The organism is Desulfomicrobium norvegicum (assembly GCF_900114595.1).
GTDB lineage: Bacteria > Desulfobacterota > Desulfovibrionia > Desulfovibrionales > Desulfomicrobiaceae > Desulfomicrobium > Desulfomicrobium macestii.
Window position 1 is genome coordinate 224,731 of record NZ_FOTO01000004.1, and the last position, 12,216, is coordinate 236,946.

Genomic DNA, 12,216 nt, shown 5'->3' on the forward strand with positions numbered 1-12,216 from the left:
ATTGTGCGTGCTTTATTTCAAGAGTTGAAATGTTATGATTTGCATTGCTGGGTCGAAGTTTGTTTTTTTGTTGATTGATTTTGTCAAGAATTAATCTATCATTCAAAGATTCCAAAAAAAATATTATTGAATTAAAAAGTATTTAAATTTCAATACGATGAACTATAATTATGAATTTTTAAAAGAATCATATCAAATATAATATAAGAATCAAATGATTTTATAAATAAAATAATTGATGTTTTTACCGCAATTTCAAAAGAGCATTGGTATGTCTTTAAAATACGGAAGAGTGCGTGTGAGGAGGAGTCTTTTGGATTGGAGAGATTGCCAGGCGCAAGGAGCTTTCGACCGGAGCTTTGATGAAGAAGACTTTGCCGTTGCAGCGTTCGGTTTCGGAGTGCCGCCAAAAAGTCTTGTCTATGAAGGTGGGGGAAGGCTGGGAGTGATTTAATAGTCTGTCATTTATGATTTTTTGACCACAAGGGGTCTTCGCCGAATTTTTCCAGCCACCATTCCTCATTGGAGAGATGGCGCCTGAGTTCCTGATCATCGAAGGAATATTCGTAGGCTTCGCAGTAGGCGCAAACCGTCCTGTAGGCTGACACGATTCTCTGGGTCATTTCACTGCATTTTTCTTTGCCTTCTGTGCACGTGTCGGGATGCCAGCGCTTGAGCAGGCTTATGTAGGAGGTTCTGATTTCCCGCAATGAGGCGCGATCGGGCAATTCCAGCACGGCTTTTGCCGCGATGAGTTCCTTGTAGGTGGCCATTTTGATTTTCCTGCTTGCTCCGAGCGGTCTGGGCGGTTTTGACCGTGAACATGCACAACGAGTATCCCCGGCGAATCCGCCTGTAAAGACGATCCGCCGGAGGCTGCGACGCAATTCCCCTTGCCACTTCCCCAGTTCGCGCTTAGCTCCAACGCCATGAAGAAAGCGCAACGACCCGCGGCCGTCCTTTTTGACATGGACGGGCTGCTCCTGGATACCGAGGCCACCCTGAAGCGGATCTGGCAGCGCGAGTCGGCCCGTTTGGGCTTTGACTTGAATGACGGTCTGTATGCCCACCTGGTAGGGGTTCCCAATGTGCTCTGCGAGGAAAAGCTCAAGTGCTGGTTTAAAGACTTTCCTTTGGCTGAATTTCGGGCGAACTGGAAAGCGGTGCGCGAAGAGGAACGCCGCGCATGCGCCATACCGCCCATGCCTGGAGCGGTCGAGCTTGTGACCTGGCTTGACGGGCAGGGAGTGCCGCTGGCCCTGGCCACATCGTCCCGGCGCGAGATGGTCGAGCGCAATCGCGAGGCCTGGCCGGAACTGTTCCGTTTCGCGTCGATCATGACCATTGAGCAGATCGAGCGGCCCAAGCCGGACCCGGACATCTATCTGCGGACCTGCGCCGCCCTCAAGGTGCAGCCGGGGGACTGCGTCATCTTCGAGGATTCCAATCCCGGCATGCGCGCGGCCATCGCCTCCGGGGCGCGCGCCATGATGATTCCCGATCTGTCCACGCCGGAGCCCGACGTGCGCGAGGGCGCGGCCCGAATTTATCCTTCGCTGACGCAGGCTTTGGCCAGCCGCGAAGAATGGTTTTAAAAATATTTCAATACGGAGACACCTCATGGAACTCATTCACGTCGATCTGCTCGTGGAGCCCGACAATATCGATGACGCGGCGTACATACGGGCCCAGGCCCTGGCCAAGGCCGGAATGGATGACGACGGCGGCGTCAGGGTGCGTGTGGTGCGCCGCTCGGTGGATGCGCGGGCCAAGATGCCTCGTTTTCTGCTGCGCATCGCCGTGGGCGGGAACGACACGGCCCCCTCTGTGTTCACGCCAAGGCCCCTGGGCGGGGAGCGGGTGGTCGTGGTCGGAGCCGGTCCGGGCGGATATTTCGCGGCCATGACCCTGCTTGAGGCAGGCATAAAGCCCGTGCTGCTGGAGCGCGGACGCGACGTTCGCGCCCGGCTCAAGGACGTGAAGAAGATCTACTCCGAAGGACTGGTCAACCCGCACTCCAACTACTGCTTCGGCGAAGGTGGGGCGGGCACCTATTCCGACGGCAAGCTTTACACCCGGTCCAAGAAGCGTGGCGATGTGGACCGCATTCTCGATCTTTTCGTGGCCCACGGGGCGTCCCCGGATATCGGCGTGGACGCGCACCCGCATCTTGGGTCCAACGTGCTACCGAAGCTGGTACGCAACATGCGCGATGCCATCATCGCCGCCGGCGGAGAGATTCATTTCGAGGCGCATGTGACCGATCTGGTCCTGGACTCCGGGGAGGTTCGCGGAGTGCGCCTGGCCGGGGGAGAGACGGTGGAGGGCGATGCCGTGATCCTGGCCACCGGGCATTCGGCCCGCGACATCTACGATCTGTTGCTCAAACGCGGGGTGCTCATCGAGGCCAAGCCCTTCGCCCTGGGCGTGCGCATCGAACATCCGCAGGAGCTGGTCGACCGGATGTTCTACCATCACAGCCCGCGCCATCCGGCCCTGCCCGCGGCCAGCTACCGCCTGTCCTGCCAGACGGGTGAGCGGGGCGTCTTTTCGTTCTGTATGTGCCCCGGCGGATTCGTGGTTCCGGCGTCAACCGCTCCGGGCGAGTTGGTCCTGAACGGCATGAGCCTGGCCAGCCGCAAGGCTCCCTTCGCCAACGCGGGACTGGTGGCCGAGATCCGTCCTTCCGACGTGCCGGGCGACGATCCGCTGGCGCTGCTGCGCTTTCAGTCCGAGGTCGAGCAGACCATGTTCCGCGCCGGAGACGGCCGGACTCAGCGCGCTCCGGCCCAGCGGGCCGATGATTTTCTGCAGGGCAGGGTGTCTGAGAATCTGGGCGCGACATCGTACATTCCCGGCATCCACAGCGCGCCGCTGCACGACCTGCTGCCGGGCTTCGTGGTCCGGGCCCTGCAGGAGGGGCTGACCATTCTGGGCGGGAAACACAAGGGATTCGACAGCGCCGAGGCGACGCTTCTGGCCGTGGAATCACGAACCAGCTCCCCGGTACGCATCCCGCGTGATCGCGAGACGCTCATGCACCCGCAGGTGCGCGGCCTTTTCCCGTGCGGCGAGGGGGCCGGGTATGCGGGCGGCATTGTTTCGGCTGCCATGGATGGGGTGGCGGTGGCCAAGGCAGTGGTGCGCAAGCTGAAAAAATAGGTCCTATGGGTCTTATGGGACCTATAGGACCTATGAAAAGGCAGGCTGCGCTACTGCGCTGCCGAGCTATTTTGCGAAAGATTTTGCGAACAGGTCGGCGATGGCCTGGCGGCCGTTGTCTTCCAGGAAACGGGTGCCCGTGCCGCAGAAATGGTGGCTGGTGATGGTCGGGGTTTCGCAGCGTTCCCAGATCTCACCGGTCCATTTGTGCCAGGAATTGCGGACCTGGCCGAAGCAGTACAGGGGTTTGTTGCAGATCTTGGCGAATTCCGTGCCCCAGCCCGTTCCGCCCTTGACCGTGCCGTCTTCCATGATGCTTCCGACCACGAAGATCTCGTAACCGGATTCGATCTGGTACATGACGGTCTGCAGGATGCTGCGCATCATGGGGGCGTTGGTAAAGGTCCGGTTCAGGAGCTTGGAGACATAGCTCAGGCTCACATCCTTGCGCATCAACTCTTCGGGGGTCAGCACGCGCAGCCCTCGGGTCCGCTCGATCTTGTGGCCTTCAAAGGTGTAGGTCACTTCCTGAATGCCGTATTGTTCGGCCAGACGGCCAAATTCCGTTTCAGTACCCTGGGCGCCGCCGCTGAAAAGCGTGTATTCCGATGTGGGCATGAGCCCTCCTGTGAGTGGTTGAAGTTCGATACGATGAATCTGTCGGCCGCAAGAGCACCATGCCCGCAAACCGTTTCTGAATCAAGGTCCGGCATTGTTTTCGAGTGTCATGGACCGGTGTGGCCGGGGAAGCTTTATCTGTCCTGCCGGAGTCTTCGAGGTCAAGCGCCTGCTTGACAGTTTTTTTTGAACAGCCTAAAAAATTCTTTCGATACTTGATTATCCAAATCCCAAGGAAGAGCCCCATGAACCGCATCACTACCGACGTCTCCGTAAGCCTAGTAGTAGTCGTAGTAGTATGCGTCGTTATGGACGCCCTGACGCTGTAACGGGATACGGACGAATTCTTCCCCCGCCAGCGCAGGCGCCGGCGGGGGTTTTCCTTTTTCAGCTCACCCTCCGCCGGTCTACAGACGAGCTGAAAAAGGAGTGCACGATGTTTTCCATGACCGGCGCGCAGCTGACCATCAGCCTTCTTGAACGTCAGGGCATCCGCACCATCGCGGGCATCCCCGGCGGCGCAAATCTCCCCCTCTACGACGCACTTTCCCGCAGCACACGCATCCGTCACGTCCTGACCCGGCACGAGCAGGGCGCGGGCTTTCTGGCCCAGGGCATGGCCCGGGTCACTGGCTTGCCCGCGGTCTGTTTCGCCACCTCCGGGCCCGGCGCGACCAACATCCTGACCGCCATCGCCGACGCCAAGCTCGATTCGATCCCCGTCATCTGCATCACCGGCCAGGTCCCCCGGGCCATGATCGGCACCGACGCCTTCCAGGAGGTGGACACCTACGGGATGAGCATCCCCATCACCAAGCACAATTTTCTGGTGCGCGAGGCCCGCGACCTGCTGCACATCATCCCCGAGGCCTTCGCCATCGCCACCAGCGGCCGTCCCGGACCGGTGCTGATCGACATCCCGCGCGACGTCCAGCTGGAGACGGCCGATTTTACTCACTGGCCCGAGATAGGCGAGCGCGAACCCGTTCCGTCCTGTTTCGACGGGGATCTGGACGCGGCCGTGGAAATGCTCAATTCCGCCCGGCGGCCCATTCTGTGGCTCGGCGGAGGGGTGGTCGCCTCGGGCGCGGGCCAGGAGATGCTGACCCTCGCCGAACGCGCCTCCATGCCCGTGACATCGACGCTGATGGGACTGACAGCCGTGCCGCATGACCATCCGCTGAACATGGGCATGCTTGGAATGCACGCCCAGCGTCACACCAACATGGCGCTTGAAGCCTGCGACCTGATCCTGGCTGCCGGGGTGCGCTTCGACGACCGCGCCACGGGCAAGGTGCAGGAGTTCTGCCCCCAGGCCAAGGTCATTCATATCGACATCGACCACAGCGAATTGGACAAGCTCAGGGCCGCCTCCGTGGCGATCCTTGGCGACGTGCGCGAAGTCGTCGGCGCTCTTTTGCCCAGGATCGCACCGGCCGAGCGCCAGGAATGGATCGGGTACATCGAGGCCCTGAAGCTGGCCTTTCCCTCCCAGGTCCCGGAGCAGGGCGGGCACGACACCCCGCAGGAACTGATCCGCCGGGTCGGGGAACTGGCCGGAGAAAACGCCATCGTGGTCACGGACGTGGGCAAGCATCAGATGTGGACGGCCCAGAGCTATCCCTTCATGCCCGGGACCGGCTGGCTGACCTCGGGCGGGCTCGGCACCATGGGTTTTGGCCTGCCCACGGCCATCGGCGCGGCCCTGGCCGCTCCCGAGCGCAAGGTCGTCTGCTTCAGCGGCGACGGCAGCCTGCTCATGAACATCCAGGAGATGGCCACGGCCGCCGAACAGGGCGTGGACGTGACTATCATCCTCATGAACAACGCCTGCCTCGGCCTTGTGCACCAGCAGCAGGAGCTTTTTTTCAAGGCCAATTATTTTTCATCCATTTACGACGTGAGCGTCGATTTTCCGCTCATTGCCACAGGGTTCAGATGGAAGACCTGGGACCTGGCCGGAGCCGCCGATCCCGATGCCGTGCTGAGCGAGGCCCTGGCCCACAGGGGGCCGACCCTGATCCATGTCCCGGTGGACCGCGACGAGAAAGTCTGGCCCATGGTCCCTCCCGGGTCCGCCAACAGAATCATGCTGGGAGGTGAATGCCATGCATAGCAACACGTCACGCACCGTCCTCGATGTGCTGGTCAAGAACCATCCCGGGGTCATGTCCCATGTCTGCGGCCTTTTTTCCCGCCGCGCGTTCAACGTCGAAGCCATTCTCTGCCTGCCCACGGACGGCGGCGAGGAGAGCCGCATCTGGCTTCTGGTCAACGAGGATGAGCGGCTGGAGCAGATGATCCGGCAGATGCGCAAGTTGCAGGACGTGCACGATGTGCGGCTGCGGCCCGCCGCCGAGGAGACCTTTGCCCAGCTCGGGCAGGTCATGAGGGAATGAAAATCCGTCCCCCCGGCCCCTTGCCGGGTCGCGATGTCGGAATGGTTTGCCAAGCCCCTTGACCCGCAACCGTGGATGCACTAGTCAGGTTCTTGGTTTGCTTTTGAAAATGTCGCTTTCGCTTTGCCCGCCACAAGCCAATTGGTGGGCAAAGCATCTTTTTTTTATTGGCTCAATGCTATTTTTGCACACAAAGGATGATGATGAACAGGATTCCCATTTCAGTCGAAGGCTTCAAGCGTTTGGAAAAGGAACTGGAAGACCTCAAGAAAGAGCGCCCGGCCATTATTCAGGCCATCAAGGAAGCCCGGGAAGAGGGCGACCTGCGCGAGAACGCGGGATACGACGCTGCGCGTGAACGCCAGGGCATGCTGGAGGCCCGGATCAGCCACATCGAATCGCGCATGATTCGTTTTGAAGTCATCGACATCAATACGTTGCAGAGCGACCGAGCGGTATTCGGAGCCACGGTGACCGTCGAGGACCTGGAGACCGAAGAGCGCAAGACCTACACCCTGCTCGGACCCGATGAGGCCGATCACACCAAGGGCACCATCTCCATCGAGTCGCCGGTGGGACGGGCCTTGCTTGGCAGACAGGAAGGCGATGAAATCTCCGTCCAGGTCCCGAAAGGGCGCGTGGATTACGAGGTCATCTCCGTCAGCTTCAACGGCACGGCCGGACTGAAATAGCCTTTTCAAGGACATACCGATGCACGGCCTCCGCAGGATTTCCTGCGGAGGTTTTTTTTCGGCTCGCGCCATTGATCAGCCGAAAAAGCGATGCAGCAGTTCCTGCAGGCGGACGTGGTCGAAAGGTTTGGAGAGATAGGCGTTCATGCCACGCGACAGGAATTTGTCCTCGTCGCCGGCCATGGCGTGGGCGGTCAGGGCGATGATGGGAATCTGGGCGCAGTGGACGAAACGTGGATCGCTGCGGATGATTTCCGTGGCCTCGATTCCGTCCATTTCCGGCATCTGGATGTCCATGAGCACTACGTCCACGCCAGGGACATGCAGGCATTCCAGGGCTTCCAGGCCGTTGCGGGCGCAGATGACGCTGTGTCCCAGTTTTTCGAGCATGCGTTTGGCCATGGTCATGTTCACCATGTCGTCTTCCACCAGCAGAATGCCAAGCGGGCCGACATCGGTGCTGACGGGTTTTGGCCGCGCCGGTACATGTGCCTTCAGCGGCGGTGCCGCTCGCAGGGGGAGGACGAAGAAGATGGTCGTGCCCTCGCCTTCCATGCTCTCCACCGAGATGTTGCCGCCCATGAGCGTCACCAGGCGCTTGACGATGGGCAGGCCGAGTCCCGTTCCCTGATAGCGCCTTGAATAGGTTCCGTCGACCTGGGTGAAGGATTCGAAGACATAATCCAGCTTGTTTATCGGGATGCCGATTCCCTTGTCCTGCACGGTGAACAGGATGCGCGTCTTGCCGGCCTGTTCGCCCACGGGCCAGGCTTCAAGGGTCACGCTGCCCGTGTCGGTGAACTTGAGGGCGTTGCCCATCAGGTTGAAGAGGATCTGGCGCAGGCGTCCTTCATCACCGACAAATCTTCCCAGCTTGGACGGGACCGAAAGCGCGAGGCTGATTTTCTTGTCCATGGCCAGGGCCTTGAAAAAGTTCACGGCCTGGCTCAGCAGTTCATCCAGATCGAATTCCCGCTCCAGTAGTTCCATTTTTCCCGCATCCACCTTGGTGAAGTCGAGCACGTCGTTCAGGACCCGCAAAAGATTGCGGGACGATGACAGGGCCGTGCGCATGTATTCGGCAAGCTCCGGCGACGCCTCGGACTGCATGGCCAGTTGCAGCATGCCCATGATTCCGTTCAGGGGCGTGCGCACTTCGTGGCTGATGTTGGCCAGGAACTCGCTCTTGGCCCTGTTAGCCGATTCGGCGGCCTCCTTGGCCCGGATGAGGGCCTGCTGGACAAGCTCGCGTTCGGTGACGTCCTCGAAGGCCACGGCCAGCTTTTCTCCGGGCAGGGCAAAGGCGTGGATGCGAAAATAGCCCCGGATGCGGTCGTCTTCGTAGAGGTGCGCTTCCTTGTCGAAATGCTCTTTCGTGTGCAGGCAGTGGAGATAGCTCTGAAGCAAGGTGGCGCGCGGCCATATGTCCGTGAAGAGCATGCCCCGGGCCTCTTCGAGGCGCTTGTGGATGAGACGCAGGGCGGCCGGGTTGGCGGTTTCGAGGACCAACTGGCCGGGTTCGAGGCATTTGTAGATGAAAAGCCCAGAGGGGATGTCGTGGAAAATCTCCTCGGCGGTCTGGGAGAGTTCGTCATGACGCTGGCGTTCGATGGCCAAGGCTATCTGCTCCGAGACTTCGAGCAGGATGTCCAGGTCGTCCCGGGTGTATTGCACGGGTGTTGCGTAGTTTTGTACGATGAGGGCGCCGATGCCCTTGCCGCGCACTTTGAGCGGGACGCCCATCCAGCTTTGGGGGATCACGCCCACCAGCCGGATTTTTCCGGTCTTTGCCAGGGCGGCCATGTCGGTGGCGCTCAGGATGTTGGGGACGTTGCCGCGCAGAAGCTCCAGGGTCAGGCGCCGGTTTTCCGGATCGTTCAGATCGTCGATGCGCGGGGCCGCTTCGCTGACATCGGTCATTTCATCTACCCAATAGGGAAATTCAAGCGAGTTCTTGTCCGTGTTGATGAGGGCGGTGATCAGGTTCTTGGCGTCGATGGTTTCGCCCAGGATTTGATGCACGGTCCGCATGAGGCTGGCAAAATTCGAGGTCGAATGGGCCGCGTCGTCGATGCGCAGCCGCATGGACTGAAGCAGCGCGCTTTTGCTCAAGGTGTCCCGGGCCATTTTGATCGCGGTGATGTCCACGCCCATGCAGGTCACGCCCGTGGTTTCGCCCTGCACATTGATGTCGGGCACGGTGTTCCAGCGGATGAGGCGCCGCGCCCCCAGTCGGGTCAGGATTTCGGTGTCCGTGCCTTCCGGTTCTTGCGTGTCCGCGAGGACCCTGGTCATGGCTTCGCGCTGGTCCGGGGGGATGCAGACCTCGAACCAGTCGCGGCCGCCAAGTTCCGTCGCGTTCCACCCGGTCAGCTGTTGCAGAAAGGGATTGGAGAAGATGATCCGGTTTTGATTGTCGAGGGACACGGCGATGCAGCTTATCTGCTGCAGCAGGTTCCGAAAGCGCTGGTCCGATTCGATCAGCGACAGTTCGTAGCGTTTGCGTGTACTGATGTCTTCCATGGTTCCGATCAGGCAGGGTCGGCCGGTGCCCGCATCCTGGATCAAGGTGGAGTTGAGGGTCACCCAGATCAGGCTGCCGTCCTTGCGCCGCACCTGCGTCTCGAAGCCCATGACCCGGACGTGCTCTTCCAGAAGTTCCATGTAGCGCTTGCGGTCGGCGGGGTCGGCGTAGAGATCGCGGCCGATGTCCCGTATGCCTGCCATCATGTCGGCGGGGTCGTCGTAGCGCAGGATTTTGGCCATGGAGGCGTTCGCGCTCAGGAATACGCCTTCGGGAGTGGTCTGATAAATTCCTTCAAGGGCGTTTTCAAAAATGGACCGGTAGCGCGACTCGCTCTGGCGCAGCGCGGACTGCACGGCCCTGCGCTCGGTCACGTCCTGGAAGGTGCCCCGGATGATGCGCAGATGACCGCTTTCGTCGGGTTCGAATTCGGCACGGATCTGGGCTACGCGCGGGGAGCCGTTTTCAGGGGTGTAGCGCAGTTCGGTGCGCAGTTCGCGTCTTGTGGCGAAACAGACGCTAACCCTGCGCAGGAAGCGTGCCCGGCTGCCGGATTCGAGGAGGTTAAGAAACTTGTCCAGGGATGGGGTCACCGTGCCCGGCTCGAATCCGAGCAGGCAGTATTGTTCGTCGGACCAGAAGGTCGCGCCGGTGTCCATGTCGTGCTCGAAGGAGCCGATGCCCGCGTGACGCTGGGCGCGGTTCAGGTGGTCGAGTTGTCGTTGCAGGGAGATGCTTGCCGTCATCAGCTCCCCGACTTCTTGGCGGTGATGCCACGGTCTTTCAAAAAGGTCAGCAGGGTGTCGCGGTGCTCTCCCTGGAATTCCAGGACCCCGTCCCGCAGGGTGCCGCCGCAGCCCAGGCGTTTCTTGCAGTCCGTCAGCAGCGCCTTGAGCTCTGTTTCAGGCAGGGCCAGTCCGGTCACGACCGTGACTCCCGCGCCCTTGCGGCCCTTTGTTTCCCTGCCGACCCGTACCGGACCCCGGGCCGGGGGGCGGGTTTGGCCGCAGATGCAGTCCACACGTCCGCACTTGCGGCATGTCGGTTTTTCCGTGGAGTAGACGGTTTTGAAGGAATCGCGGGACATGAAGGCATCCTTTGCATGTTCATGGAGAAAATCGAGGCGGCTTTGACGCCGACGTAGGACAATGCGTCAAAGTCGGTCTGATGACAAGATGTTCGTCATACGGCGGCCGGGCTGCAAGGATCGGCTCAAGGAGCGGAAGCGATGATTCGATCGAGGTCGCGCATGTAGAGCTCGATTTTTTTTCGGGTGAGAGGATCGGTCAGCGGCTTGGCGGCATGGGTGTATTCGTGGTGCGCCATGAAGCACCAGGACAGGCCGCGCAGGATGATGACCTGCTCCATGATCCGGCTCAGGCGCATGAGTTCCTTGAGTGCCGGAGGATCAGGCAGGCGGCGGTGATAGGCTTTCAGGAACTCGTCTTTTTGTTCCTGGGCGAGGATCGTCTCGGTTCTCCACAGGGTGGTCGTGGGCGACAGAAAATGGCCCAGATCCTGATGGCGGCTGGAGACCACGGCCTTTTCCCAGTCCACCAGATACGCGCTCCCCGGGGTGATCAGGAAATTTCCGGAGTTGACTTCCGTGTTGACCACGCAGAGGCGATCGGCCGCGAAGAGGGCGCGGTTGTCCTGGCCCAGACGCACGATGTGCTGGTGATAGTCCAGCAGTCTGCCGCGCTGCCGCGTCAGGGCGTGATCGGGATAGCGGTTTATGAGCGTCAGGCTCTCCGAGGCGATGGCCGCGATGGGATCCTTCTGGACCAGCAACTCCGGGCAGGGCGGCAGGGCGTGGATGCGGGCGAAGATGTCCGCCGCGCGCGCGAGGTCGCGTTCATAAACCAGCGCTTCCCCGGGCAGATGCTGCATGAGCATGACGCCGCCTCCGAAAGGCCGGGGATCAGTGTGCACGCGCAGGGGGCGCGGCGTCACCTTGGAGGGTTCGACGCATTGCAATACCTTGAATTCATATCCAATCTGATCGGCAAGGCCGAGCTGGCTGCCATGATTGATGCGAAAGACGAGACGCGTGTCCCCGCTTTGCACCAGAAAATTCTGATTGTACTCACCGGCGGCGAGGAAACTGATTTTCGGCGCGCCCTGCACCCAGTTGCGTTCGACAAGAAAGGAGTGGATCAGGTCTTCCATGCGTCCTCCAGTAATCCAAGGCCGCGGATGAGGTCCATGGAGCGGGTATCTTTGTCCCGATTGCGGGCGGCATAGGCGGCCAGATCGTGGGCTGTGTCCACGTCCGGCCATGGCGGCAGGAGATAGTGGACAAGTCCGTGGGCGCGGCAGTTGCCGAGGGTGCGCTTCAGGACCAGCTCACCGCCCCAGGCCACCCCGTTAAAAATGTCCTTGGACAGAGGTTCGCTCAGGCCGAGAAGGTAGAACCCCCCGTCGGTGGCCGGGCCCAGGCAGACCTGGGCGGTCTCAAGGGCCGTAAAGGCCTCCGACAGGCAGGACCCCGGCAGGTCCGGCAGGTCGCTGCCGATGAGCACCGCGCTGCCGCCTTCCTGCAACGCCTCGTGCAGGGCGTGGAGCATGCGTTCCCCAAGATCCGCGCCCTGCTGCGCCGTGTAGCGCAAATCCGCGCCGAACAGGCGCTCGTAGTCGGCAAGGGGGCGAAAGGGGTCGCAGCAAAGGGTCACGCTTGCGCCAAGCTCGGCCAGCATGTGCAGTTCATCACGGATGAACGCTTCCTGCAGGCTCGCGGCAAGCCTTGGGCCCACTGTCCGGCCCAGTCTGGTCTTGACCAGGCCTGGCTGCGGATATTTGGTGAAGACGAGTACGCGCAAGG

General features: G+C 60.7%; 11 protein-coding genes. 5 read left to right on the forward strand and 6 right to left on the reverse strand.

The features are described 5' to 3' along the window. Positions 1-461 precede the first annotated feature (461 nt). Positions 462-773 carry a J domain-containing protein gene (locus BMZ24_RS08490; protein ID WP_092191227.1) on the reverse strand — a complete coding sequence of 104 codons (312 nt, stop codon included), beginning with the start codon at positions 771-773 and terminating at the stop codon, positions 462-464. Between the two features lie 156 nt (positions 774-929). Between BMZ24_RS08490 and BMZ24_RS08495 the strand changes: the two genes are divergently transcribed. Together BMZ24_RS08495 and BMZ24_RS08500 are read left to right on the forward strand one after the other, a co-directional pair. Beyond that, positions 930-1,595 carry an HAD family hydrolase gene (locus BMZ24_RS08495; protein ID WP_143077859.1) on the forward strand — a complete coding sequence of 222 codons (666 nt, stop codon included), beginning with the start codon at positions 930-932 and terminating at the stop codon, positions 1,593-1,595. Positions 1,596-1,620: 25 nt separating this feature from the next. Then, complete coding sequence (locus BMZ24_RS08500; protein WP_092191231.1) at positions 1,621-3,162, forward strand: NAD(P)/FAD-dependent oxidoreductase; 1,542 nt, start codon at positions 1,621-1,623, stop codon at positions 3,160-3,162. 66 nt (positions 3,163-3,228) lie between these two features. Here BMZ24_RS08500 and BMZ24_RS08505 read toward each other — a convergent pair whose 3' ends face one another. Beyond that, positions 3,229-3,780, reverse strand: coding sequence for a hypothetical protein (locus BMZ24_RS08505; RefSeq protein ID WP_092191233.1), 552 nt, complete (start codon positions 3,778-3,780; stop codon positions 3,229-3,231). A gap of 436 nt (positions 3,781-4,216) precedes the next feature. Between BMZ24_RS08505 and ilvB the strand changes: the two genes are divergently transcribed. From ilvB to greA, 3 genes are all read left to right on the forward strand, one after another. Next, positions 4,217-5,896: an acetolactate synthase large subunit gene (gene ilvB / locus BMZ24_RS08510; protein ID WP_092191235.1), complete on the forward strand. Its 1,680-nt coding sequence runs from the start codon at positions 4,217-4,219 to the stop codon at positions 5,894-5,896. Next, positions 5,889-6,179, forward strand: a complete 291-nt coding sequence (ilvN, locus tag BMZ24_RS08515) for an acetolactate synthase small subunit (RefSeq protein ID WP_092191237.1) — start codon at positions 5,889-5,891, stop codon at positions 6,177-6,179. Before ilvB ends, ilvN begins: the two co-directional genes overlap by 8 nt. Positions 6,180-6,382: 203 nt before the next feature. After that, entirely contained in the window at positions 6,383-6,871 is a 489-nt protein-coding gene (greA, locus tag BMZ24_RS08520) for a transcription elongation factor GreA (protein WP_092191239.1), read from the forward strand. 75 nt (positions 6,872-6,946) lie between these two features. On the opposite strand, the gene BMZ24_RS08525 is transcribed toward greA, so the two are convergent. The 4 genes from BMZ24_RS08525 to BMZ24_RS08540 form a co-directional block, all read right to left on the reverse strand. Continuing rightward, positions 6,947-10,141 carry a PAS domain S-box protein gene (locus tag BMZ24_RS08525; protein ID WP_092191241.1) on the reverse strand — a complete coding sequence of 1,065 codons (3,195 nt, stop codon included), beginning with the start codon at positions 10,139-10,141 and terminating at the stop codon, positions 6,947-6,949. Next, positions 10,141-10,482 carry a translation initiation factor gene (locus BMZ24_RS08530; protein ID WP_092191243.1) on the reverse strand — a complete coding sequence of 114 codons (342 nt, stop codon included), beginning with the start codon at positions 10,480-10,482 and terminating at the stop codon, positions 10,141-10,143. The genes BMZ24_RS08525 and BMZ24_RS08530 overlap by 1 nt, the downstream gene beginning before the upstream one ends. Before the next feature lie 125 nt (positions 10,483-10,607). Next, positions 10,608-11,564, reverse strand: a complete 957-nt coding sequence (locus BMZ24_RS08535; protein ID WP_092191245.1) for a phosphotransferase family protein — start codon at positions 11,562-11,564, stop codon at positions 10,608-10,610. Continuing rightward, entirely contained in the window at positions 11,552-12,214 is a 663-nt protein-coding gene (locus BMZ24_RS08540) for a TIGR04282 family arsenosugar biosynthesis glycosyltransferase (protein WP_092191247.1), read from the reverse strand. The genes BMZ24_RS08535 and BMZ24_RS08540 overlap by 13 nt, the downstream gene beginning before the upstream one ends. Between the last annotated feature and the right edge of the window lie 2 nt (positions 12,215-12,216).